Below are 24,352 nucleotides of genomic sequence, written 5' to 3'. Positions count from 1 at the left end.
AAGAAAAGGATCGCCCATGCTGAACAAACGCCACTTGCCGTCGATCACCGCGTTGCAGTGCTTCGAGGCCGTGACCCGGCACCTGAGTTTCACCCGGGCCGCCGAGGAACTGAACCTGACCCAGAGCGCCGTCAGCAAGCAGGTGGCGCAGCTCGAAGAATTGTTGCAACACTTGTTGTTCCGCCGGGTGCGCCGCCGTTTGCAGATGACCCCGGCCGGCGATCTGTATCTGGTGGAAGTCAGAAAAATCCTGACCCAGGTCGAGATGTCGACCCATTACCTGCGTTCCTACGGTGGCGAGACCGAAGTCCTGCGCGTCTCCACGCCCTCGACCTTCGGCGCCCGCTGGCTGGTGCCGCGCCTCAAGGGCTGGCGCCTGCGCCATCCGTCGATTCATCTGGACCTGTGCAACGAGCAGGAGGCCGATGACCTGCTGCAAGGGCGCAGCGACCTGGCATTCTATTTCGGCCAGGGTTCACGCCCCGGTACTGAATGCCTGAAGTTGTTCGGCGAAGAGCTTGTGCCGGTCTGCGCGCCGAGCAGCCTGCCCGATACGCCGTTGACTGATCCAACGCAACTCACCGATCTGGTCCTGCTGCAGAATGCTTCGCGCCCGCAAGCGTGGCACGACTGGTTCGACAGCCAGGGTTTCCAAACCGAACACAGCTACCACGGCCCGCGTTTCGAAACCTTTTATATGTGCATCCGCGCCGCTCAGGTCGGCTGCGGCGTCGCCCTGCTGCCCAGGTTTCTGGTGGAAGAGGAATTGGCCGACGGCAAACTGGTCATTCCCTGGCAGCACGCCATGCCCAGCACCGACGCGTATTACCTGGCCTACCCGGAACACGCGGCGGAAGTGCCCAAGGTGCGGGATTTCGTGAAGTGGATGCTGGAGCAGATCGACAGTCCTGATGCGGTCTGAGGCGCTGTGCCGGGATAAAAATCACTGGCAATCCCCACCCCGGATATGCGCCACTAGCGCCATTGATTGATACCGCGCCAACGCGCGGCCCGCCTGGAGACCCCGTTATGAGCGAGAGTGTGTTTGCCGATCGCATCGTGCAGAACCTGCTCGACACCGACTTCTACAAGCTGACGATGATGCAGGCGGTGCTGCACAACTACCCCAACGTCGAAGTCGAATGGGAGTTTCGTTGCCGCAATGCCGAGGATCTGCGCCCGTATCTGGCGGAGATCCGCTTCCAGGTCGAGCGTCTGGCCGAGTTGAGCCTGAGCGCCGATCAGTTGAGTTTTCTCGAGCGCATCTCGTTCCTCAAGCCGGATTTCCTGCGCTTCCTCGGTCTGTTCCGTTTCAACCTGCGCTACCTGCACACCGGCATCGAGAACGGCGAGCTGTTCATCCGCCTGCGCGGACCGTGGCTGCATGTGATTCTGTTTGAAGTGCCGCTGCTGGCGATCGTCAGCGAAGTGCGCAACCGCTATCGCTACCGCGAAACGGTTCTGGAACAGGCCCGCGAACAGCTTTACCGCAAGTTCGACTGGCTCACCGCCAACGCCTCGGCCGAAGAACTGTCGCAGTTGCAGGTCGCCGATTTCGGCACACGTCGCCGTTTTTCCTACCGCGTGCAAGAAGAAGTGGTGAACGTGCTCAAGCACGATTTCCCCGGCCGTTTCGTCGGCACCAGTAACGTGCACCTGTCCCGCGAACTGGACATGAAACCCCTGGGCACCATGGCCCACGAATGGATCATGGCCCACCAGCAACTCGGCCCGCGATTGATCGACAGCCAGATCGCCGCCCTCGATTGCTGGGTCCGCGAGTATCGCGGCCTGCTGGGGATCGCCCTGACCGACTGCATCACTACCGACGCGTTCCTCGGTGATTTCGATCTGTTCTTCGCCAAGCTGTTCGACGGTCTGCGCCACGATTCCGGGGACCCGGTGCTGTGGGGCGAAAAATGCATCGCCCACTATCACAAGCTCGGCATCGACCCGATGAGCAAGACTCTGGTGTTCTCCGACAGCCTGACGCTGCCCAAGTCGCTGGAGATCTTCCGGGCGCTGCGGGGCCGGATCAATGTCAGCTTCGGTATCGGCACCAACCTGACCTGCGACATTCCGGGTGTCGAGCCGATGAGCATCGTGCTTAAAATGACCGCGTGCAACGGCCAACCGGTGGCGAAGATCTCCGACGAGCCGGGCAAGACCCACTGCAAAGACCCGAATTTCGTCGCCTATTTGCGACACGTTTTCCAGGTTCCTGCCGTTTCCAGCCTATCTAGCAAGGAGTGAATTCATGCAAGCCGTACAGCGTGAGATTGCTGAACAGCTCAAGGTCCAGCCGCCATTCGCCGACTACCATGCCCTTCAGGCCGAAGTCGCCCGGCGCATCACCTTCATCCAGGATTGCCTGGTCAACTCCGGCCTCAAGACCCTGGTGCTGGGCATCAGCGGCGGTGTCGACTCGCTGACTGCAGGCCTGCTGGCCCAGCGCGCCATGCGTGAACTGCGCGAGCGCACTGGCGACAGCGCCTACAAGTTCATCGCCGTGCGCCTGCCGTACGACGTGCAGTTCGACGAACACGACGCCCAGGCTTCGGTGGACTTCATCGCCCCGGACGAGCGCCATACCGTCAACATCGGCCCGGCGGTCAAATCCCTGGCCGGCGAAGTCGCAGCCTTCGAAGGCAAGCACGCGGTGTCGGTGGATTTCGTGCTCGGCAACACCAAGGCGCGGATGCGCATGGTCGCCCAGTACACCATCGCCGGCGCAGCCCATGGCCTGGTAATCGGCACCGACCACGCGGCGGAAGCGGTGATGGGTTTCTTCACCAAGTTCGGTGACGGCGCCTGCGACCTGGCCCCGCTCAGCGGTCTGGTGAAAAACCAGGTCCGGGCCATCGCCCGCAGCTTCGGCGCACCGGAATCGCTGGTGGAAAAAGTGCCGACGGCGGATCTGGAAGACCTGTCGCCGGGCAAACCGGACGAAGCCTCCCACGGCGTGACCTACGCCGAGATCGACGCCTTCCTGCACGGCGAGCCGGTGCGTCAGGAAGCGTTCGACATCATCGTCAACACCTACAAAAAGACTCATCACAAGCGGGTCATGCCGTTTGCGCCCTGAATTTCAGGCATGAAAAAAGCGTCCTTCGGGACGCTTTTTTTGCCTGCGGCTTTCTTACTTCACAACCACTGTGCCTTTCATCATCGAGATGTGGCCAGGGAACGAGCAGAAGAAACCATAATCGGTGCCGGCTGCCAGTTTCGATACATCGATGGTCAGCGAGTCTTTCTCGCCGGCGCCGATGATTTTGGTGTGGGCGATAACGCGCTCGTCACCGTCCTTCAGGTAGTTCTTGTCGATGCCGGCGGCCAGGCCGTCGGTGGCGATCGGCTGCATGTCAGCGGTCTTGCTGACCACCAGGTTGTGGCCCATGACATTCTTCGGCAGGCTGCCGGAGTGGGTCAGTTCGACGGTGAAGGTCTTGCAGCTCTTGTCGATCACGATCTCCTTGGTGTTGAAGGACATCTGGTCGGTGGAATCGACGGTGGTTTTGCACTCGGCAGCCATCAATTGGCTGCTGGCCAGCGCCAGCAGGGATACCGCAACAACTTTGGAAAACATGGTGAATCTCCAAGGCAGGGTTAACAAAAACACGAGTGGTGGAAAGACTGCCTGAAATCTTCGCAAGTTCCTATGACTTGAGTCAAAAATTGTATACAACTTTCAGGCTATGACACTCATCGAAACAATCTAACAGCCAGACGTTTGGCCGGGACGTATCTTCAGGGCTCAACTCAACTGGAGCATCAGTCATGTCCCTCAACAGCCTGTTGTACAGTCTGCTCGCCGCCTACGCCTGTGGCGCCAGCGGCACCTATGAAACCCCGAAACGCGAAGTCTAGCCCTTGGATCAAGGCGTGCCAGCCATTACCCTGTGACGGATTGACCCAGGAGGAAGGCATGTCTCTCACATCCGTTTGTGTATTTTGCGGTGCCAACGCCGGCACCACCCCGGCGTACACCGAAGCCGCCATCGCCCTCGGCACAGCCATTGCCGAGCGCAAACTGACCCTGGTCTACGGCGGTGGCGCTGTCGGCCTCATGGGGATCGTCGCGGATGCCGCACTGGCGGCCGGTGGCGAAGTGATCGGCATCATTCCGCAGAGCCTGATGGACAAGGAAATCGGCCACAAGAGCCTGACGCGCCTGGAAGTGGTCGACGGCATGCACGCGCGCAAGGCGCGGATGGCTGAACTCAGCGATGCGTTCATCGCCCTGCCCGGCGGCCTCGGCACGCTTGAAGAGCTGTTCGAAGTCTGGACCTGGGGCCAGCTCGGTTACCACGGCAAGCCGCTGGGCCTGCTGGAAGTGAACGGTTTCTACAGCAAACTCACGGCATTTCTCGATCACATCGTCGGCGAAGGCTTCGTTCGCGCACCGCACCGTGACATGCTGCAAGTAAGCGAATCGCCGCAAACGCTGCTCGATGCCCTCGATCAGTGGCAGCCGACCGTCACGCCAAAGTGGGTCGACCAGAAACCCGGTTAACCCCCGGGCACCGATACAGGGCAGAATACGCGCCGCTCAACCTCACCTTCGACCCCAGAGGATCGCCCATGGCCAAACCCAATTACTCCTTCGCCAAGCGTCAACGTGACCTGGCCAAGGAACAGAAGAAAGAGGAAAAGCTTCAGCGCAAGAAACAGATGGCTGAAGAAGCGGCACTGAACCCTGACGGTGAAGTGGCGACCGATGATGATGCAATTGATGTTGATGCACCGAAAGATCAGACGCCAGACGCCTGAGCACATTGCTGAAACCTTGAACACAATCCCTGTGGGAGCGGGCTTGCTCGCGAAAGCGTCGTGACATTCATGACTGAACAATTGCTTTCGCGAGCAAGCCCGCTCCCACATTTGATCTTCACTCCTCCAATGGCAACACGGTGACGCGGACTTCCGGGTCGTGATTGCCACCGCCCAGAATCACCCCGCGCAACGGCGACACATCGGAGAAATCCCGGCCCCAGGCCAGGGTGATGTGTTCCAGTGCCGGCTGCACATTGTTGGTCGGATCGAAATCCACCCAGCCGAGCACCGGGCAAAACACCGAAACCCACGCATGAGACGCATCGGCGCCAATCAATCGCGGTTGCCCCGGTGGCGGCCGTGTCAGCAGGTAGCCGCTGATGTAGCGCGCCGCCAATCCTCGGGAACGCACGCAGGCCAGCATCAGGTGAGCGAAGTCCTGACAGACCCCGCGCCGGCGCTCCAGCACCTCGACCAACGGTGTCGCGACCTGCGTGGCCTCGGCATCGAAGGTGAATTCATCGAAGATCTTTTCCATCAACGCCTGTACGCCCAGCAGCAGCGGTCGCCCGGGCGGGAAACAGCTTTCGGAAAACTCGACAAAGCTGCGTTTCAAATGAACGTAGGGGGATTGAAACCGGTAACGGCAAGCTTCCAGCAGCTCGGTGGACAATGGCTGGCTGGTGTAGGTCAGCGAATTGCAGGTCTGCTCCCAGGCCGGGGACAGATTGAAATCCAGCGCCGGCCGCGCCAGCACCTCGACCGTCAGCCGGGCGTTGACCTGCAATTCATCGTGAGGCCGTTCGAACGCCAGGCGTGTCAGCGGATTGCCAAACACATCCTGCTCGTCACGCCGGGCGGTCGGTTCCGGACTGATCAGCAATTGCTGTTCGGTACAGCGCTGCCAGGCGCACTCACGGGGCCACAGGTGCGCCAGTTGCTGCGCCAGGGAGACCGGGCTGTCGTAGTGATAGCAGGTATCGTGAAGAATCTGGTAGTGGGCATTCATCAGACGGACACCGTGCGTTGGCTGACATCATCGACATGGGCGAAATGACGCAGGGCCAGTCGATCGGACACCTGGCCGCTGGCGTCGGCGATGTCTTGCAGCAGATCCGCCAGACCATCGAGGGCCGCGCGCACGCTGGATTCGCCGAACAGGGGGTTTTCCAGGCACCCCAGATCGAAGCGCGCCAGACGCTCGACCAGTTGCGGCAACCCGGCCTCCCGAGGCGCATCAAAATCGTCGCTCAAACGCTTGAGCGTGCGCGTCACCAGTTTCAACTGGAACAACACCGCATGGGGGTTCTGCTCGTCCAGCAGCAACAGGTCGAGCACCGGGATCAACTGCGCCACCGCCAGATAACGCGAGCGATAGGTGATGCTGCTGTTGCCCAGCTCCAGCAACCACTCAAGTCCCGCTTGATCGAACGCCCCGGCGCCGCGCAGGAAACCCGCAAGACTGCTGCTGAGAAACTGCAGGCGCTCGATCCGCCGGCCAATCATCAGGAAACGCCAGCCTTCGTCGCGGGTCATGTCATCGAGGGCAAACCCGGACAGCGCCGCCAGTGACATCACCAGCCGATTGAGAAAATCCAGCAACTCGCCAAAGTCCGGCTCATCGGTGTCCAGCTCCGTCGCCTCGCGCTGCAATTCCACCAGCGCCTGCCAGTTCTCCCGCGAGAGCTTGCCGCGCACCTGCGACGCCGCCCACTGCAAGCGTTGCAGGTTGGAGCGCAGGCTGAACGACCAGTCCTCGCCAAGCAGGGCCGCGAGCAGGCGCTCTGGCAGCTCTCCTTCGTCCGGCAGCAGCATCAGGCGCTCGCCGAGCTCCACGGCAGCCTGCAAGGCTTGCGGATCATCCCCGTCGATGTAACGCGCCAGCATGATCCGCAGCAGCCGCGCGCTGTCGTCGCAGCGCTCGCAATAACGGCCGAACCAGAACAGGTTTTCCACCACCCGCGACGGAAGATAGGGATCGCGCCGCACCAGATCATGCACGCCGATGTTGCGCTGGGTCTTCCACTGCTCGCCGCTTGGCGACCGGTCTCCCAGCACCCAAGTGTCCTTGCTCGCGCCACCACGCTGCATCGACACCACTTCGGCGTCGGCTTCGGCCGCCACCCGGGTCAGGCCACCGGGCAACACCCGATAACCATCATGACTGGCCACCGCATACATGCGCATGCCAATGGCACGCGGTTGCAACTGGCCGTCCTCGGGCTGCCAGATCGGCGCGTGGGACAGTTGCGCAAGTTCTTGCGCGACATAGGCATAAGGCCGGGCCTGCATGCGCTCGGCGAGACTCTGGCGCTGTTTCTCACTCAGATCACGCCCGAAAACGGGTGCAAAACTCTGGGACGGAAACGCCGGCTTGATCAGCAACTCCGGCAGTTTTTCCAACGCCTGGGCCAGCACCGGTGCCTCCCCGCACCACCAGGTGGCGATGGAGGGCAGGATCAGTTCTTCGCCGAACAAGTACTGATTGATCTTCGGCAAAAAACCCAAGAGCCCCGGCGACTCCAGCACGCCGCTGCCCAGAGCATTGGCCACCAGCACTCGGCCCTGACGCACGGCCTCGAGCAATCCGGGAACGCCCAGCGCCGAATCCGTACGCAGTTCCAGCGGATCGCAGAAATCATCGTCGAGCCGACGCATGATCGCGTGGACCCGACGCAGACCGCTGAGGGTTTTCAGGTAGACCGTGGCATCACGCACCGTCAGGTCGCCGCCCTCCACCAGTGGATAGCCGAGCTGACGGGCGAGATAAAGATGTTCGAAATAGCTTTCGTTGAAACGCCCCGGGGTCAGCAACACCACCAGCGGCGCGTCATCGTCGCAGGGGGCCTGACGGGCCAGGGTTTCCTGCAAGGTGCGGAAGAATCCGGCCAGGTGCTGCACCTTCAGATCCCGGTACAACTCGGGGAAGGCCCGGGACACAATGGTGCGGTTTTCCAGTGCATAACCGGCACCGGATGGCGCCTGGGTACGATCCGCAGTCACCCACCAGCGACCGTCCGGCGTGCGCGCCAGATCCACCGCATACAGGTGCAGAAAGGCCCCGTCCGGCGGCGCGATGCCCTGACAGGGCCAGAGGAAGTTGTTGTGGCCAAACACCAGTTCTGCCGGCAGCAGCCCTTCGCGGATCAACTGTTGCGGGCCGTACAGATCCGCCAGCACCGCATTGAGCAAGCGTGCGCGCTGGGCGATCCCGGCCGACAGTTGTTGCCACTCGTCAGCGGCGATCACGTGGGGCAGCAGATCCAGCTCCCAGGGACGATCCGCCCCCTTGGGATCGGCATAGACGTTGTAGGTGACGCCGTTTTCCTGAATCTGTCGGGTCAGCAGCGCCTGACGCTGCACCAGTTGCGCCGGGGTGCTGCGCTGCAATTGGTCGAACAGCCGCTGCCAGTGCGGACGCACCGCTCCGCTGTCGTCGAGCAGTTCGTGATAGGTGCCCGCCGTCAGCGGGTAGCGGTCAAGCAGGTCAGGCATGGAAAGCTCGGCAGCCAGCAAGGAACGGTCAGACTAACGCAGGCACATGACGCCCGGATATACGAAAAATCCGGGCGTCGTGCCTGATTCAGAAACGTCGTAAATCGAGTGTCATCGGTAGTTCGTCGTTCGTTTCGACATTGGGTATCGGAAGTTTCCCCGGCGTATGTCCGATGCGGAAGAAACGCGCCATGCGCCGGCTCTCCGCTTCGTTGGCGTTGACCGGCAGTGTCTCGTAATTGCGTCCGCCCGGATGGGCAACGTGGTACTGGCAGCCGCCCAGCGAGCGCTGCATCCAGGTATCGAGCAGGTCGAACACCAGCGGCGCATGCACCGGGATCGTCGGTTGCAGGCAGTTGGCCGGCTGCCAGGCGCGGAAACGCACGCCGGCGACAAACTCGCCGACCCGCCCGGTCGGTTGCAGCGGCACCGGGATACCGTTGCAGGTCAGCAGATAGCGCTGCGGCGGCAGCCCCGTAAGCTTGACCTGCAAACGCTCCAGCGATGAATCGACGTAGCGCACCGTGCCGCCCGCCGCGCCCTCCTCACCCAGCACATGCCAGGGCTCAAGGGCCTGGCGCAACTCCAGTTCGATACCGTTGACGGCGTAATCACCGACCTTGGGGAAGCGAAACTCCAGATGCGCCGCAAACCATTCGGCACGCAGGGGGTAACCGGCGTTGTTGAGCTCGACGATGACGTCGGCGAAGTCCTGCTCGATGAAATGCGGCAGCAGGAAACGGTCATGCAACTCGGTACCCCAGCGCGCCAGTTTCGGCGGTGCATAAGGCTCGCGCCAGAACCGCGCCACCAGCGCCCGCAACAACAGCTGCTGAGCCAGACTCATGCGCGCATGGGGCGGCATCTCGAACGCGCGCAACTCCAGCAGACCGAGGCGCCCGGTGGCGCCGTCCGGTGAATACAGCTTGTCGATGCAGAACTCGGCGCGGTGGGTGTTGCCGGTGACGTCGATCAGCAGATTGCGCAACAGCCGATCCACCAGCCATGGCGCGCACTCTTCTCCCGGTGCGGGCATTTGCGCGAAGGCGATTTCCAGCTCATACAGTGCGTCGTTGCGCGCTTCATCGACTCGCGGCGCCTGCGAAGTCGGGCCGATGAACAGACCGGAAAACAGGTAGGACAGCGATGGATGGTTGTGCCAGTAGCTGATCAGGCTGCGCAGCAGATCCGGGCGGCGCAAAAACGGTGAGTCCGCCGGCGTCGCGCCGCCGAGCACGAAATGGTTTCCGCCGCCCGTACCGGTGTGGCGCCCGTCGATCATGAACTTCTCGGTGGACAGCCGGGTCTGGCGCGCTTCTTCGTACAGAAACTCTGTGCGTTCGACCAACTCGTCCCAGGTCGCCGACGGCTGCACGTTGACCTCGATCACGCCAGGATCCGGGGTGATGCGGAAGTTGCTCAGACGCGGATCGCTCGGCGGCTCATAGCCTTCCAGCAATACCGGGCAATGCAGCTCCTCGGCGGTGGCTTCGATGGCCGCGACCAGTTCCAGATAATCCTCGACCCGCTCCAGCGGCGGCATGAACAGGTACAACCGGCCTTCCCGGGCCTCGGCGCAGAAGGCGGTGCGGGTCAGCCAATCAGCGGACTCGTCGATCTTCGGTGCACGTTCGTCCACCGGAGCCGGCTCACGGTGATCGTTGAGCTGCGTCGTTTCGGGCAACTCGGGGAAATCCTGATTCGGATCGTTCGGATGAATGAACGGATACTCCGTCGCCTTCACCCAGGGCTGTGAACCCAACGGCAGGCGATAGCCCAGCGGTGAATCCCCCGGCACCAGCCGGCAATGCTCATCGCGCAGATACCAGCGCCCGCTCTGCCACTGATCGCCCTTGGCGGTGCGCGCCAGCGGCAGCACCTGGCCGATGATCTTGTCCAGGCCCTGACTGAACACCTTGCGCAGTCGCGCACGTTCCAGTGGTTCCTCCAGACGCGAGTCTTCAGCGCTGACGTTGCTCGGCAAGGCGCCCTCGCGCCAGAGATAATAGAAATTGTCTTCGTAGGCCGGGAACACAAAACGTGTCGGCAGTTTCAGGCGCTCGGCGACACTCGCCAGAAAGCGTCCGGCCAGTGCGCCATCGGCGCCGTAATCCTGCTGCTCGTCGGCGATCAGTGCGTTGTTGTGCCAGATCGGCACGCCGTCGCGGCGCCAGTAGCAATTGAGCGACCAGCGCGGCAGTTGTTCTCCGGGATACCACTTGCCCTGACCGAAATGCACCAGCCCTTTTGGCGCGTAGTGTTTGCGCATGCGCTGGAACAGCTCGGCGGAAAGCCGGCGCTTGTCTGGGCCGAGCGCAGCGGTGTTCCATTCGGCGCCGTCCGGGTCGTCGATGGACACGAAGGTCGGTTCGCCGCCCATGGTCAGGCGCACGTCGCCTTCCAGCAGGTCGGCATCGATCTGCCGGCCCAGGGCCTGGATCGCCAGCCACTGTTCATCGGTGTAAGGCTTGGTCACCCGTGGCGCTTCCCAGACCCGCTCCACGGACATTTCGTGGCTGAACTCGCATTCGCAAGGCTCCACCAGACCGCTGATCGGCGCCGCGGAGGACGGATCGGGACTGCAGGCCAACGGGATATGCCCTTCCCCGGCGAACAGCCCCGACGTCGCATCGAGACCGATCCAGCCCGCTCCCGGCAGATACACCTCGCACCACGCGTGCAGGTCGGTGAAATCCACTTCGGTGCCGGACGGGCCGTCGAGGCTTTTCACGTCGGCGGTCAGCTGAATCAGGTAACCGGAAACGAAACGCGCTGCCAGCCCGAGATTGCGCAGCAGTTGCACCAGCAGCCACGCCGAATCGCGGCAGGAACCGGAGGCGTGTTCGAGGGTATGTTCCGGGGTCTGTACACCCGGCTCCATGCGGATCAGGTAATTGATGTCTTCGCTCAGACGCTGGTTGAGCGCTACCAGGAAATCCACGGCCGGCAGCGGCGTACGGTCGATGGCGTCCAGATAGGCCTTGAATGTCGGCGTCAGCGGCAGGGTTTCGAGGTACGGCGCCAGTTCCTTGCGCTCATCGGCGGCGTAGGCAAAGGGGATTTTCTCGGCATAGGGTTCAAGGAAAAAGTCGAACGGGTTGAACACCGCCATCTCGGCCAGCAGGTCGACCTCGATCCGCAGCTCGGCGGTTTTCTCGGGGAACACCAGCCGTGCAAGGTAGTTGCCCTGAGGGTCCTGCTGCCAATTGATGAAGTGCTGCTCGGGGGAGACTTTCAGTGAATAAGACAAAATCCGCGTGCGGCTGTGGGCAGCCGGGCGCAGACGCACGATCTGCGGGCCGAGTTCGACAGCGCGGTCGTAGCGGTAATGCGTGACGTGATGCAATGCGACATGAATCGACACGGCGTGCCTCCTGCGAGCCCAAGCGTATTCGAAAGCGCGCAAGACTTATGCCATGCAGAGGCTTGGGCGCTTTCCCGGAATGCTCAGGGCAGTACAGCACCAAAATCGGGCGATGCGGTGAAATGGTTTGGCACAGTTGCACGCAAATGTTGCGAGGCACAACGCAGAACGCCAACCCGAAGGTTGGCGTTCTGTTCAGCTCAAGTGCGTTTTAGCGCGGTACGACCGGCTTGCGTGCCGGTTTCGGTCCCTTGCCTTTCGCGGCTTCCTTGCGCTCCTTGGCGGCCTGCTGGTTGCGGGCGAATGCCGCGGCCTTGGCCTGTTCACGCTTGTCCCAGGGATTGCCGCCGTCGCTGGCGCGCGGTGGCAGGCCGTTGTGCTGGGTGAGGATCCTGGTGGTCTTCTCTTTTACGTCCTTCGCCACTTTATGGCTGCCGGCCGGCGTCGAGTTCTTGCGACGGGCACTCTGGTAGCTGTCGGTGGCCGGTTGATGCGTCGGGATCAACTGGTGCTTGCCGGGCCCGATCAGGTCGGCGCGGCCCATGCGGATCAGCGCTTCACGCAGCATCGGCCAGCCTTTCGGGTCGTGATAACGCAGGAACGCCTTGTGCAGACGGCGCTGCTCCTCGCTCTTGACGATGGTCACGCCGTCGCTCTTGTAGGTGACCTTGCGCAGCGGGTTCTTGCCCGAGTGGTACATCGCGGTGGCGGTGGCCATCGGCGACGGATAGAACGCCTGGACCTGGTCGGCACGGAAGCCGTTGCCCTTGAGCCACAGGGCCAGGTTCATCATGTCTTCGTCGGTGGTGCCCGGGTGCGCGGCGATGAAGTACGGAATCAGGTACTGCTCTTTCCCCGCTTCCTTGGTGTACTTCTCGAACATGCGCTTGAAGCGATCGTAGGTGCCGATCCCCGGTTTCATCATCTGGTTGAGCGGACCTTCCTCGGTGTGTTCCGGGGCGATCTTCAGGTAACCACCGACGTGGTGCGTCACCAGCTCCTTGACGTACTCCGGCGACTCGACCGCAAGGTCGTAACGCAGGCCGGAGGCGATCAGGATCTTCTTCACACCCGGCAACGCACGGGCGCTGCGGTACAGCTGAATCAGCGACGAGTGGTCGGTGTTCAGGTTCGGGCAAATGCCCGGGAACACGCAGGACGGCTTGCGGCACGCGGATTCGATTTCCGGGCTCTTGCAGGCGATGCGGTACATGTTCGCGGTCGGGCCGCCGAGGTCGGAAATGACGCCGGTGAAACCCGGCACCTTGTCGCGGATCTCTTCGATTTCACGAATGATCGACTCTTCGGAACGGTTCTGGATGATCCGGCCTTCATGCTCGGTGATCGAGCAGAAGGTGCAGCCACCGAAGCAGCCCCGCATGATGTTCACCGAGAAACGGATCATGTCGTAGGCCGGGATCTTTTCCTTGCCGTACGCAGGGTGCGGAACACGTGCGTAAGGCATGCCGAACACGTAGTCCATTTCTTCAGTGGTCATCGGAATCGGCGGCGGGTTGAACCAGACGTCGATCTCGCCATGCTTCTGGACCAGCGCACGGGCGTTGCCCGGGTTGGTTTCCAGGTGCAGCACGCGGTTGGCATGGGCATACAGGACCGGGTCGTTGCGCACCTTTTCCATCGACGGCAGGCGGATCACGGTCTTGTCGCGAGTCATTTTCGGGCTGGCCAGGATCTGCACGACCTTGGCTTCCTGCGGGTCTTCAACCGGGCCCTTCTCCTGCTCGATCGCGCAAGCCTGAGTGTCCTGGGTGTTGACGTACGGGTTGATGATCTTGTCGATCTTGCCCGGACGGTCGATGCGCGTGGAGTCGACTTCGTACCAGCCTGCCGGCGTATCACGGCGGATGAATGCGGTACCGCGCACATCGGTGATGTCTTCAATCTTGTGACCGTAGGACAGACGCTGGGCGACTTCAACGATCGCCCGCTCGGCGTTGCCGTACAGCAGGATGTCGGCGCTGGCGTCGATCAGGATCGAGTTGCGCACGCGATCCTGCCAGTAGTCGTAGTGGGCGATGCGGCGCAGGGAGGCTTCGATGCCGCCGAGCACGATCGGCACGTGCTTGTAGGCTTCCTTGCAGCGCTGGCTGTAGACCAGGCTCGCGCGATCCGGACGCTTGCCGGCCATGCCACCCGGGGTATAGGCGTCGTCGGAACGGATTTTCTTGTCCGCGGTGTAGCGGTTGATCATCGAGTCCATGTTGCCGGCCGCGACGCCGAAGAACAGATTCGGCTCGCCGAGCTTCATGAAGTCGTCTTTGGACTGCCAGTTCGGCTGCGCGATGATCCCGACGCGGAAGCCTTGCGACTCCAGCAGCCGGCCGATGATCGCCATGCCGAACGACGGGTGATCGACGTAGGCATCTCCCGTCACAATGATGATGTCGCAGGAATCCCAGCCGAGCTGATCCATCTCCTCCCTGCTCATCGGCAGGAACGGCGCTGGCCCGAAACATTCGGCCCAATATTTTGGATAGTCAAATAACGGCTTGGCTGCTTGCATGTCGATAACCGGTGTTGGCTTTCATTGAATTTCGCGGGCGCGGAATATAGCACAAATTTTGACCAATTCCGACGGCCGTGGTCGGTTTCTCTCCCCTTTGTCCCACCGGCCACACACCGGCTCCAAAAGATGCCCTTCAACTTATTCAAGGATGAATAAAGATGCCTGCAAAACCACCGTCAAGAAGCGTAACCACCGTCGAGGTGCATAACCCGCCTTTGCGATCAAACCATGACCACCTGCCACGGCACGACGCCTCGCACGCTATCCGTCCTGCCGAGCACAGCCTCATCAATGGACAGACATCGGACAGAATCCCGGACAGCACAGACCCGGACATGATCTCTCAAGCGCCTTCGGTGAGTGTCAGCGAAACTCATTCATACCCGACCGCAATACCCGCACCACCCTTACTTGAAGCCTACAGGGTCGGCCCGAACATCCGATTGCCGGTCGCCGACGCATCAGGATTCAGAAGGTTGAAGGGCCGGCAGTTCGTCGATATGCACGATGGCAGCATCCTGCAGATCAGCCTGGATCCCGACACTGCCCTCTACCGGGCCAGACTGGGAAGTGAATCAAGGCCCTCCGGCCCGATTCTCTTCCATGATCCCGATAGCAACCGATGGCATCCGCTGATCGACTTCGAAAAGAGCCCACTCCCACTCTCCGCCAGCCGGCTGGCGAATTTCAGGACGCCTCTGGACTTCTCCGGAGCAGACCCGGACAGCGACGGCCTGCATCGTTTTGAAGGCAAGCGCTACGTCATCATCGAGAACCATGCCCATCAGGTGATGCGCGACGTTGACGCTTCATCTCCCCAGCGCAATGTCTGGCGCGTCGTCAATCCGAAGGACCCGGTCGCCGCCGACAGCGAAAATATCTATCGCGCAAGCCGATCCGGTGAAACGCTGGCCATCACCCGCAATTCCGATGGCATCTGGACAACAAGTCTGGATGGACTCAAGGGAGGCATGCGTCGTACTGCACAGACTCAGGACAGCAAAGCCTATTTGCTTCAAAAATATGAGCCCATCAGAAACGCCTTCGAGGCGTTAGTCACATCCAACAAGCGCTATGGAGAACTCTGGGACAGTGCCCGAGATCTTCCTGAGGGAAGCCAGGCAGAGAAAGAGGCGATGATCAGGCTTGAAGTGCACATCATCAAGCACACAAGAATGCAAGCCGAATACGTCAAGTCACTGATCGACAACAAGGACTGGTTGATCCTGCTGAAGGCCGGCGGGCTCTACAAAAGCGAACTGCATACTCAACAGTTGAACAGAGTCGACTACCTCAACAAGCTGATTGCCGCGATGGATCACAGGGCCTATCCGACCAGACATCCAATAACGGTCGAGTCGCTAAAGAGCAATTTTGCCCATCTCAACAAAAAGCTGAAGATCATGAATGACCGCCAGGATGTCATGGATCAGATTCGCAAAGCCGACCGTAGTGCAACATCAGATCTGGACGATATGAACCGTGGAGTACCCACCGTAGATCAGATCCATTCCAATCAATACAACATCTGCCTGCGCCTGATTTCCGACGACCCCGAAAATCCGTCGCCTCTCGGCATGCGCAGTGCAATGGCCTTGCACCTGTTGAAAAAGGATTTGCCCGAAGTCTATGGTGACTCCGAAGCGCTGGCGCTGCATTTGACGCTGGAAAACATCAGGAGTGACAGAGCCTGGTTCGAATCTCTGGATACTTCAGCGGATCCGGTCAAGGCGCAATATGTCAGCCATGCATTGTCCCTGATGCATGTGTTCGAAACGAAAATCGACAACCGCCTGAACGCAATCCATGAACAGGTCGACAGCAACAGCCAATTACCTCTTTACGATCAGGACATCGATTTCGATTTTCTTCCGGAGCAGTCCGCTGCGGGGGCCGAGGCAACCGCCCCGCGAAAACTGTTCCGGACACGCCACCATGGCACTTACCGGGTTCTGGTGGGGGAGCAGGACACAGCAGCGGATGGCAGCATTACTCTCAAGGTTCCCGATCTTTTCAAGCCGCACCAGCCACCTCAACGCTACGAGAACATCGAAGGTGAGTGGCAACAGGTTCGCCCCGCCGTCGCGCTCACACCCAGACCACAACTTGTGAGCGACGCGACTGAATCCCTTCAACGCGTGAATGAATACGTAACCCAGGCCCGGATCATGGAAGCCCGCAAAGCCAATCCGACCAATATCGTCGAATTTTTGGGCGCAGAGACGGATCGTTTCAGGGATCTGGCGCAACGTCTGGAGGCCACTGATCGGGTGACAGAAGACGCCGAGGTCAGCGGATTGATCAGTCGGCTCAGAACCGCCGCGACATCAATGGAGACCGAAGGACAGTCCATTCTGATACGGATGTACAAAAACAAGGATGTCCTGGATGTACTGCGCCTGAACTTCCTGCTCGATCACTCACAGCTGACAGTCGTGAAAACGGTAGAACGCAAACAAATGGGCAAGGGAAGGGACAAGTCATTCCTCGATGTCTACTCGATCAACGACCGTTCAGACAATTCGCAATTGTGGGAGGCCCACTTTCACTACGACAGGCAAGATCGCGCGGCGCTGGACTACACGCTCAAGGGTGCACACATGAAAACCCTGGGACAAAGCAAGCTCGGCAGCGCGTTTCAACAGCGCGAAGCACAGGCTGGCCGACCCCACCAGCGGATCTGGCGGGAACTCATCAGTCCGCGAGTTGCCCAGAAACTGTTTGATCACCTGACGTGATCAATCGCGTTACTCATCGTCGTCGAAGTTGTAACTGCCCGGCGCGAGGTTTTCGAAGCGCGTGTACTTGCCGATAAAGGCAAGACGGATGAAGCCGATCGGGCCGTTCCGCTGTTTGCCGATGATGATTTCGGCGATGCCTTTGTGCTCGGTTTCCGGGTGATACACCTCGTCCCGGTACACGAACATGATCACGTCGGCGTCCTGCTCGATCGCTCCGGATTCCCGCAAGTCGGAGTTCACCGGGCGCTTGTTGGGGCGCTGTTCCAGGGAGCGGTTGAGCTGCGACAGAGCCACCACCGGGCAGTTGAATTCCTTGGCCAGGGCTTTCAGCGATCGGGAGATCTCGGAAATCTCGTTGGTCCGGTTGTCACCGCTGGAGCCAGGGATCTGCATCAGCTGCAGGTAGTCGATCATGATCAGGCCGATGTCGCCGTGCTCGCGCACCAGACGCCGGGTCCGGGCACGCATCTCCGACGGGCTGATACCGGCGGTGTCATCGATGAACAGTTTACGGTCGTTGAGCAGGTTGACCGCCGAAGTCAGACGCGGCCAGTCGTCGTCTTCCAGTTGGCCGGAACGCACTTTGGTCTGGTCGATACGCCCAAGGGACGACAGCATACGCATGATCAGCGATTCGCCTGGCATCTCGAGGGAGTACACCAGCACCACCTTGTCGCTGCGCAACACGGCGTTTTCCACCAGGTTCATCGCAAAAGTCGTCTTACCCATCGACGGACGACCGGCGACGATGATCAGGTCGGCCGGTTGCAGGCCGCTGGTCTTCTCGTCCAGATCGGTGTAACCGGTGGACAGGCCCGTGATCGAGTCAGCGGTGTTGAACAGGGTGTCGATACGGTCGATGGCCTTGGTCAACAGGTCATTCACGCCCACCGGGCCGCCGGTTTTTGGCCGGGCCTCGGCAATCGCGAAAATCTGCCGTTCGGCTTCGTCGAGGATTTCCTCGGCGGTACGACCTTCAGGGTTGAAGGCGCTGTCGGCAATTTCGGTGCTGATGCCGATCAACTGACGCAACGTCGCACGCTGGCGGACGATCTGCGCATAGGCCTTGATGTTGGCGACGGACGGCGTGTTCTTCGCCAGTTCGCCGAGGTAGCCCAGGCCGCCGACTTGCGAGGTCTGACCTTCCTTGTCCAGTTGCTCGGCAAGGGTCACGACGTCGATCGGCGAGTTCTGATCGGCCAGCTTGGCGATCGCACGGAAAATCAGACGGTGGTCATGCCGGTAGAAATCGCCGTCGGAGACTTGATCGAGCACGCGCTCCCAGGCGTTGTTGTCCAGCATCAGACCACCGAGCACGGCCTGTTCGGCCTCGATGGAATGCGGCGGCACCTTCAGCGCGGCGGTTTGCAGATCGTATTGCTCGGGAGCGGATATTTCGTTCATGGCCACTTTTTATTCAGGAAAAGCAGGGATTGCAGAAAGACAAAGGGCACGACCTGAAGACAGGATCGTGCCCGATGTTAACCGTCTGGCGAACAAGCCGCCAGTCGATCAGGTGTTGCTTAAGCTGCTACCACGACAACGCGCACGGTGGCTTCAACTTCGGCGTGCAGGTGCACAGCCACGTCGAATTCACCCACGTTGCGGATGGTGCCGTTCGGCAGACGAACTTCGCTTTTCGCCACTTCAACGCCGGAGGCGGTCAGTGCGTCAGCGATGTCGTGAGTACCGATCGAACCGAACAGCTTGCCTTCGTCGCCAGCGGTGGCAGTGATGGTCACTTCCAGCTCGGCCAGGTGGGCAGCGCGGCTTTCAGCCGATGCTTTACGGTCTGCGGCAGCTTTTTCCAGCTCAGCACGACGCTCTTCGAACGCAGCCAGGTTGGCAGCGGTCGCAGCGGTGGCTTTGCCGAAAGGCAGCAGGTAGTTACGGCCGTAACCGGCCTTAACGTTTACTTTGTCGCCCAGGTTGCCCAGGTTGGCGATTTTTTCCAGAAGGATCAGTTGCATGTGGAAATCCTCTTAACTTTTAACCTTCACCGTTCGCGTTATCGGTGTCTTTCGACACGTGACGACCGCGAAAATCAATCAGGCTGTCGACAATGGCCAAGACCACAAGCAACGGACCGAGCAAGTGCATGAAAGGCACGAGCGTGACGTATATCCCCACCAGCCAGAAACCGGCCAGCCGTTTCTGCGCCACCAGCCCGTGAACCAGAGCCAGACCAGCGAAGAACAGCGGCACACTGCACAACGGCAACAGAACCAGTGCGTGCAGACCGAAGAACGGTGCCACACACATGACGGCCAGAAGCGACAGCGCAACGCCTTTCGGCAGTCGGATGGCGCGAAACTCGCGACCGAAACCGCCGGGGTTATACAACAACGCCTGCCAGTAGCGCCCAAGAATCAGGCACAGCACGCTAAAAACCTGCAACGACACCGCTGTCGAGATGATCGACAGTGGAACCGCCAATCCCGTGAGAATCGCCTTCTGGTCTGCCGAGAATTTCTCGTAGACCTCACCCATCGCCAGCGGCAAGACTTGTTCAAACGTCTGCGCCAGCGCTTCGGTGAAGGAACCGAAAACGGATCCCAGGCTCACGGCAATCAACAATCCCACGGCCACGCTGACCAGCAGCACGCGATTCCAGGTGTGTTCGGCGCGTAAAACCAGCGCCAGACCGCAAGCCCCGAGCAGCACAATCAGTGCCGTCGGGTCTTTCAGGTAGTACCAGCTCACCAACGCTGACAGCACTCCCACACCCAGGACGCTCAAGGCGTCCGAACCGCGCCGCAGGAGCACAAGGCAACCTGCAGCGGCACTCAACCAGAACAACAGCGGCAATGCCGCAGATCCGGCCACGACCAGCGTGGCCTGCATACGCCCCCGCATGATGAATTCAGCCAAGGCACGCATGCATTCGATCCCTTACTTACTTGTCGACTACCCGGTCTCAGCGGCCGTGGCTGTCGGTGTAGGCCAGCAGGGCCAGGAAGCGGGCGCGCTTGATAGCGGTGGCCAGCTGACGCTGATAACGAGCTTTGGTACCGGTGATGCGGCTTGGAACGATTTTGCCGGTCTCGGATACGTAGGCTTTCAGAGTGTTGAGATCTTTGTAATCGATCTCCTTCACGTCTTCAGCGGTGAAGCGGCAGAATTTACGACGACGGAAGAAACGTGCCATTTGATAGGCTCCTTAAAAGGTCCGTGGATTACTCGTCAGCGTTATCGCTGTTGTCGCTGTCGCTATCGCTGTCATCGCCATCGGCGCTGCCATCGTGCTCAGGACGTTCGCGACGCTCACGGCGCTCACTGCGGTTTTCTTCAGCCTTGAGCATCTCGGACTGGCCGGTAACGGCTTCGTCGCGACGGATGACCAGGTTACGGATCACAGCATCGTTGTAGCGGAAGTTGTCTTCCAGCTCGGCCAGGGCCTTGCCGGTGCACTCAACGTTCAGCATCACGTAGTGAGCCTTGTGAACATTGTTGATTGCGTAGGCCAGTTGACGACGGCCCCAGTCTTCCAGACGGTGGATTTTGCCGCCGTCTTCTTCGATCAGCTTGGTGTAACGCTCAACCATGCCGCCGACTTGCTCGCTCTGGTCAGGGTGGACCAGAAAGATGATTTCGTAATGACGCATGAATGCTCCTTACGGGTTGTAGCCTGCCGCTCAAAAACGGTCAGACAAGGAGTGAATGACACTTATGGACTTGCCGGCGCGGGGCACATGCGTGCCTGCCGTCACAGCAAGGGGCGCAATTGTAGAGAAGGGACTGAAGAGGTGCAAGGCAATTGGTGATTATTTGAACAGTTCATTCACTTTACCAATCTGCACCTTTGCGCAGAACCAATGTGGGAGCGGGCTTGCTCGCGAATGCGGCATCACATCCAACATTTTTGCTGAATGACACACCGCTTTCGCGAGCAAGCCCGCTCCCACATTTGAATCGGCGTAAGGCTTAAGGCTTCTTGGCAGCCGCCTTGGCCTTGGCACCGCGCTGGCGCTGGGCCTCGAACAGGCACACACCGGTCGCAACCGATACGTTGAGGCTGCTGACGCTACCGGCCATCGGCAGGTTCACCAGGTAGTCGCAGTGCTCACGGGTCAGGCGACGCATGCCTTTGCCTTCGGCCCCCATGATCAGGATGGTCGGGCCGGTCAGGTCCTGGTCATAGATGCTGACCTCGGCCTCACCCGCCGTGCCGACAACCCACAGACCACGCTGCTGAAGTTTTTCCAGGGTGCGCGCAAGGTTGGTCACGGCCACCAGCGGAATCACTTCCGCCGCGCCGCAAGCCACTTTACGCACGACCGGCGTCAGGGTGGCCGACTTGTCTTTCGGCACGATGACCGCCAGCGCACCGGCAGCGTCCGCCGAACGCAGGCAAGCGCCGAGGTTGTGCGGATCGGTCACGCCGTCGAGCACCAGCAGCAGCGGCGCGCCTTCGGTGCGATCGAGCAGCTCGTCGAGCATCGCCTCGCCCCAGACCTGGCTCGGGCTGACGTCCGCCACCACGCCCTGGTGCACGCCTTCGACCCAGGCGTCCATTTCGCGGCGCTCGGCCTGACCGACCTGAACGCGGTTTTCGTTGGCCAGCTCGATCAGCGTCTGTACCCGTGGATCGTTGCGGCTTTCAGCCAGCCAGATCTGCTTGACGCGTTTTGGGTGGTGACGCAGCAACGCTTCTACCGCGTGAACGCCGTAGATTTTTTCCAACTGACTCATGACTTCGCCTTCGGTTTACGTGCCCCGCCGCTTTTGGCTGGAGCGGAACCCGCTTTTGGCGGGCCCTTGCGGTGTTTGCTCGGTTTGGCTGGCTTGCCGCCGGAAGCCTTGTCAGGCGCCGACCGTCCGGTCTTTCCCCCGGACGCCGCTTTACCACCGTTTTTGGCGTCGGCCAGCAAGGCCTTCTTCATCTCACGGCTTTTGCGCAGCTCGGCGTTTTTCGCCACGGCATCGCTTGGACGATAGGCCTCGACGGCCTTTTCCTTGGCCGGACGACGGCTGGCGGATTTTGCCGGAGCCTTCTCTTCCACAACCTTGGCCGCTGGAGCGGTCGGCTCGGCGCCACGCTTTTTGCGGCCGATCGGCGCGCTGATGGTTTTTTCAGCCATCTCGAAGTCGATCTTGCGCTCGTCGAGATCGACACGCATGACGCGCACTTCAACGGTATCGCCAAGACGGAAGCTGCGACCGGTGCGTTCGCCTGCCAGACGATGGTGCACAGGGTCGAAGTGGTAGTAATCGCCCGGCAGCGCCGTCACGTGTACCAGACCTTCGACGTAAATATCGGTCAGTTCGACGAACAGACCGAAACCGGTCACGGCAGTGATTACACCAGGGAACGATTCGCCCACGCGATCCTTCATGAACTCGCACTTGAGCCAGTTCACCACGTCACGGGTCGCTTCGTCGGCACGGCGCTCGCTCATCGAGCACTGCTCGCCGAGTTGCTCCAGCGCCGCTTCGTCGTACGGGTAGATGCGCGCCTTCGGAATGGTCATCGCACCGGCACGGCGAACGTGCGGGGTGTCCTGTTTCGAATGGATCACGCTGCGAATCGCCCGGTGCGTGAGCAGGTCAGGGTAACGACGGATCGGCGAAGTGAAGTGGGTATAGGCTTCGTAGTTCAGGCCGAAGTGGCCTTCGTTCTGGGCGCTGTACACCGCCTGGCTCAGGGAGCGCAGCATCACGGTCTGGATCAGGTGGAAATCCGGACGGTCCTTGATGCTCGCCAACAGGGCCTGATAGTCCTTCGGCGACGGGCCGTCCTTGCCTTTATGCAGCGACAGGCCGAGCTCGCCGAGGAACGCACGGAGTTTTTCCAGACGCTCCGGGGGCGGGCCGTCGTGGACGCGGTACAGCGCAGGGATTTCGTGCTTCTTCAGGAATTCAGCGGTGGCCACGTTGGCCGCCAGCATGCATTCCTCGATCAACTTGTGCGCGTCGTTACGGGTGGTCGGACGGATTTCGGCAATCTTGCGCTCGGAACCGAAGATGATCCGGGTTTCCTGGGTTTCGAAATCGATCGCGCCACGCACGTGACGGGCGGCCAGCAACACTTTGTACAGCGCGTAGAGCTGCTTGAGATGCGGCAGGACGTCGGTGTATTCGCCGCGAAGCTTGCGCCCCTCGGTAGCCTTCGGCGTTTCCAGCATCGCGCTGACCTTGTTGTAGGTCAGGCGGGCGTGGGAGTGGATCACCGCTTCATAGAAGCAGTAGTCGGTCATTTCGCCGGACTTGGAGATGGTCATCTCGCAAACCATGGCCAGACGATCGACATGCGGATTCAGCGAGCACAGGCCGTTGGAGAGTTGCTCCGGCAGCATCGGCACCACGCGCTCGGGGAAGTACACCGAGTTGCCGCGCACCTGGGCTTCGTTGTCCAGAGCCGAGCCGATCTTCACATAGCTGGAAACGTCGGCAATCGCCACGTACAACTTCCAGCCACCGGAGAACAGGCGCAGCTTGCCTGGCTTGGATTCGCAGTAGACCGCATCGTCGAAATCCCGGGCATCTTCGCCGTCGATGGTGACGAACGGCAGATGGCGCAGGTCGATGCGCTTCTCTTTGTCTTTCTCTTCGACTTCCGGCTTGAGCTTGCCGGCTTCCTTCAGAACGGCTTCAGGCCAGACGTGCGGAATGTCATAGGTGCGCAGGGCGACATCGATTTCCATGCCCGGCGCCATGTAGTTGCCGACGACTTCGATCACATCGCCTTGCGGCTGGAAGCGCGGAGTCGGCCAGTGGGTGATCTTCACCTCGACGAACTGACCGATCTGGGCGTTGGCGTTGCGGCCGGGAGTGACCAGCACTTCCTGCTGGATTTTCGGGTTGTCCGCAACGACGAAGCCGATGCCGCCCTCTTCGAAGTAGCGTCCGACGATGCTTTCGTGGGCACGGGACACCACTTCGACGATCACGCCTTCACGGCGACCACGGCGATCCAGGCCGGAAACACGAGCCAGGGCACGGTCGCCATCGAACACCAGACGCATCTGCGCCGGGCTCATGAACAGGTCGTCGGAACCGTCATCCGGCACCAGGAAGCCGAAACCGTCGCGGTGACCGCTGATGCGACCGAGGATCAGGTCGAGCTTGTCCACCGGCGCATACGTGCCACGGCGGGTGTAGATCAATTGAGCGTCGCGCTCCATGGCGCGCAGGCGGCGGCGCAGGGCTTCGATCTGGTCTTCTGTGGTCAGACCAAACTCTTCGACCAGTTGCTCGCGGGCAGCAGGCGAACCCCGGTCAGCAAGGTGCTGAAGGATCAGTTCGCGGCTGGGAATAGGGTTTTCATATTTTTCCGCTTCACGAGCGGCCTCGGGATCGAGGGACTGCCAATCGGCCATTAGAGAGTTTTCACCTTGTCTATATGCGGGTTAGTTTGGCATAGGCGCCATCAAACGGGAAATTTCCGACTCTATAAGGGACATCTGAGGCCTTGTATCGACGTCTGAAAGGCGTTTTGAACACCGCTGGTAA

General features: G+C 60.7%; 18 protein-coding genes. 6 read left to right on the top strand and 12 right to left on the bottom strand.

What is annotated here, in order from left to right:
* Positions 1-16 precede the first annotated feature (16 nt).
* The 3 genes from NE357_RS02780 to nadE all read left to right on the top strand — a co-directional run bounded on the left by NE357_RS02780 (position 17) and on the right by nadE (position 3,085).
* Positions 17-922, top strand: a complete 906-nt coding sequence (locus NE357_RS02780; RefSeq protein ID WP_169428630.1) for a LysR family transcriptional regulator — start codon at positions 17-19, stop codon at positions 920-922.
* 107 nt (positions 923-1,029) lie between these two features.
* A complete protein-coding gene (gene pncB, locus NE357_RS02775; protein ID WP_169428629.1) occupies positions 1,030-2,253 on the top strand; it encodes a nicotinate phosphoribosyltransferase in 1,224 nt (407 codons plus the stop codon).
* Positions 2,254-2,257: 4 nt separating this feature from the next.
* Positions 2,258-3,085, top strand: a complete 828-nt coding sequence (gene nadE / locus NE357_RS02770) for an ammonia-dependent NAD(+) synthetase (RefSeq protein WP_169428628.1) — start codon at positions 2,258-2,260, stop codon at positions 3,083-3,085.
* A gap of 54 nt (positions 3,086-3,139) precedes the next feature.
* Here nadE and azu read toward each other — a convergent pair whose 3' ends face one another.
* A complete protein-coding gene (gene azu / locus NE357_RS02765) occupies positions 3,140-3,586 on the bottom strand; it encodes an azurin (protein ID WP_065258792.1) in 447 nt (148 codons plus the stop codon).
* Positions 3,587-3,925: 339 nt separating this feature from the next.
* Between azu and NE357_RS02760 the strand changes: the two genes are divergently transcribed.
* Together NE357_RS02760 and NE357_RS02755 are read left to right on the top strand one after the other, a co-directional pair.
* Positions 3,926-4,513, top strand: a complete 588-nt coding sequence (locus tag NE357_RS02760) for an LOG family protein (RefSeq protein ID WP_169428627.1) — start codon at positions 3,926-3,928, stop codon at positions 4,511-4,513.
* A gap of 68 nt (positions 4,514-4,581) precedes the next feature.
* Positions 4,582-4,770 carry a hypothetical protein gene (locus NE357_RS02755; RefSeq protein WP_169428626.1) on the top strand — a complete coding sequence of 63 codons (189 nt, stop codon included), beginning with the start codon at positions 4,582-4,584 and terminating at the stop codon, positions 4,768-4,770.
* Positions 4,771-4,888: 118 nt separating this feature from the next.
* Here the strand turns inward: NE357_RS02755 and NE357_RS02750 are convergent, their stop codons facing one another.
* The 4 genes from NE357_RS02750 to NE357_RS02735 all read right to left on the bottom strand — a co-directional run bounded on the left by NE357_RS02750 (position 4,889) and on the right by NE357_RS02735 (position 14,156).
* Complete coding sequence (locus NE357_RS02750; protein ID WP_169428625.1) at positions 4,889-5,782, bottom strand: transglutaminase family protein; 894 nt, start codon at positions 5,780-5,782, stop codon at positions 4,889-4,891.
* A complete protein-coding gene (locus tag NE357_RS02745) occupies positions 5,782-8,268 on the bottom strand; it encodes a circularly permuted type 2 ATP-grasp protein (RefSeq protein WP_169428624.1) in 2,487 nt (828 codons plus the stop codon). The genes NE357_RS02750 and NE357_RS02745 overlap by 1 nt, the downstream gene beginning before the upstream one ends.
* An 88-nt stretch (positions 8,269-8,356) precedes the next feature.
* Entirely contained in the window at positions 8,357-11,632 is a 3,276-nt protein-coding gene (locus NE357_RS02740; protein ID WP_169428623.1) for a transglutaminase family protein, read from the bottom strand.
* 211 nt (positions 11,633-11,843) lie between these two features.
* Complete coding sequence (locus tag NE357_RS02735; protein WP_169428622.1) at positions 11,844-14,156, bottom strand: YgiQ family radical SAM protein; 2,313 nt, start codon at positions 14,154-14,156, stop codon at positions 11,844-11,846.
* Between the two features lie 161 nt (positions 14,157-14,317).
* On the opposite strand from NE357_RS02735, the gene NE357_RS02730 reads away from it, so the two are divergent.
* Entirely contained in the window at positions 14,318-16,897 is a 2,580-nt protein-coding gene (locus tag NE357_RS02730; protein WP_169428621.1) for a hypothetical protein, read from the top strand.
* 9 nt (positions 16,898-16,906) lie between these two features.
* On the opposite strand, the gene dnaB is transcribed toward NE357_RS02730, so the two are convergent.
* The 7 genes from dnaB to rnr form a co-directional block, all read right to left on the bottom strand.
* Positions 16,907-18,304, bottom strand: coding sequence for a replicative DNA helicase (gene dnaB, locus NE357_RS02725; RefSeq protein WP_085711165.1), 1,398 nt, complete (start codon positions 18,302-18,304; stop codon positions 16,907-16,909).
* A 119-nt stretch (positions 18,305-18,423) separates the two neighbouring features.
* Positions 18,424-18,870 (bottom strand): 50S ribosomal protein L9, encoded by a 447-nt coding sequence (gene rplI, locus NE357_RS02720; protein ID WP_169428620.1) that lies wholly within the window; start codon positions 18,868-18,870, stop codon positions 18,424-18,426.
* Positions 18,871-18,889: 19 nt separating this feature from the next.
* Positions 18,890-19,780: a hypothetical protein gene (locus NE357_RS02715; RefSeq protein WP_169428619.1), complete on the bottom strand. Its 891-nt coding sequence runs from the start codon at positions 19,778-19,780 to the stop codon at positions 18,890-18,892.
* 37 nt (positions 19,781-19,817) lie between these two features.
* Positions 19,818-20,048 (bottom strand): 30S ribosomal protein S18, encoded by a 231-nt coding sequence (gene rpsR, locus NE357_RS02710; RefSeq protein ID WP_002551829.1) that lies wholly within the window; start codon positions 20,046-20,048, stop codon positions 19,818-19,820.
* 28 nt (positions 20,049-20,076) lie between these two features.
* The gene (gene rpsF, locus NE357_RS02705; protein ID WP_007950702.1) at positions 20,077-20,505 is read right to left on the bottom strand and encodes a 30S ribosomal protein S6; all 429 of its coding nucleotides are present in this window, start codon (positions 20,503-20,505) and stop codon (positions 20,077-20,079) included.
* Positions 20,506-20,824: 319 nt separating this feature from the next.
* Positions 20,825-21,592, bottom strand: a complete 768-nt coding sequence (rlmB, locus tag NE357_RS02700; RefSeq protein WP_169428618.1) for a 23S rRNA (guanosine(2251)-2'-O)-methyltransferase RlmB — start codon at positions 21,590-21,592, stop codon at positions 20,825-20,827.
* Positions 21,589-24,219: a ribonuclease R gene (rnr, locus tag NE357_RS02695; RefSeq protein WP_169428617.1), complete on the bottom strand. Its 2,631-nt coding sequence runs from the start codon at positions 24,217-24,219 to the stop codon at positions 21,589-21,591. Before rnr ends, rlmB begins: the two co-directional genes overlap by 4 nt.
* Between the last annotated feature and the right edge of the window lie 133 nt (positions 24,220-24,352).

The sequence above is a fragment of the Pseudomonas sp. G7(2022) genome (assembly GCF_052660475.1).
The sequence above is the reverse complement of the archived record's forward strand: the minus strand, read 5'-3'. Positions and strand labels throughout refer to the sequence as shown.

Excerpts from the sequence above, each read along its gene's own strand:
- NE357_RS02780 (WP_169428630.1), top strand. The coding sequence starts at position 17 with ATGCTGAACAAACGCCACTTGCCGTCGATCACCGCGTTGCAGTGCTTC.
- pncB (WP_169428629.1), top strand. The coding sequence starts at position 1,030 with ATGAGCGAGAGTGTGTTTGCCGATCGCATCGTGCAGAACCTGCTCGAC.
- nadE (WP_169428628.1), top strand. The coding sequence starts at position 2,258 with ATGCAAGCCGTACAGCGTGAGATTGCTGAACAGCTCAAGGTCCAGCCG.
- azu (WP_065258792.1), bottom strand. The coding sequence starts at position 3,586 with ATGTTTTCCAAAGTTGTTGCGGTATCCCTGCTGGCGCTGGCCAGCAGC.
- NE357_RS02760 (WP_169428627.1), top strand. The coding sequence starts at position 3,926 with ATGTCTCTCACATCCGTTTGTGTATTTTGCGGTGCCAACGCCGGCACC.
- NE357_RS02755 (WP_169428626.1), top strand. The coding sequence starts at position 4,582 with ATGGCCAAACCCAATTACTCCTTCGCCAAGCGTCAACGTGACCTGGCC.
- NE357_RS02750 (WP_169428625.1), bottom strand. The coding sequence starts at position 5,782 with ATGAATGCCCACTACCAGATTCTTCACGATACCTGCTATCACTACGAC.
- NE357_RS02745 (WP_169428624.1), bottom strand. The coding sequence starts at position 8,268 with ATGCCTGACCTGCTTGACCGCTACCCGCTGACGGCGGGCACCTATCAC.
- NE357_RS02735 (WP_169428622.1), bottom strand. The coding sequence starts at position 14,156 with ATGCAAGCAGCCAAGCCGTTATTTGACTATCCAAAATATTGGGCCGAA.
- NE357_RS02730 (WP_169428621.1), top strand. The coding sequence starts at position 14,318 with ATGCCTGCAAAACCACCGTCAAGAAGCGTAACCACCGTCGAGGTGCAT.
- dnaB (WP_085711165.1), bottom strand. The coding sequence starts at position 18,304 with ATGAACGAAATATCCGCTCCCGAGCAATACGATCTGCAAACCGCCGCG.
- rplI (WP_169428620.1), bottom strand. The coding sequence starts at position 18,870 with ATGCAACTGATCCTTCTGGAAAAAATCGCCAACCTGGGCAACCTGGGC.
- NE357_RS02715 (WP_169428619.1), bottom strand. The coding sequence starts at position 19,780 with ATGCGTGCCTTGGCTGAATTCATCATGCGGGGGCGTATGCAGGCCACG.
- rpsR (WP_002551829.1), bottom strand. The coding sequence starts at position 20,048 with ATGGCACGTTTCTTCCGTCGTCGTAAATTCTGCCGCTTCACCGCTGAA.
- rpsF (WP_007950702.1), bottom strand. The coding sequence starts at position 20,505 with ATGCGTCATTACGAAATCATCTTTCTGGTCCACCCTGACCAGAGCGAG.
- rlmB (WP_169428618.1), bottom strand. The coding sequence starts at position 21,592 with ATGAGTCAGTTGGAAAAAATCTACGGCGTTCACGCGGTAGAAGCGTTG.
- rnr (WP_169428617.1), bottom strand. The coding sequence starts at position 24,219 with ATGGCCGATTGGCAGTCCCTCGATCCCGAGGCCGCTCGTGAAGCGGAA.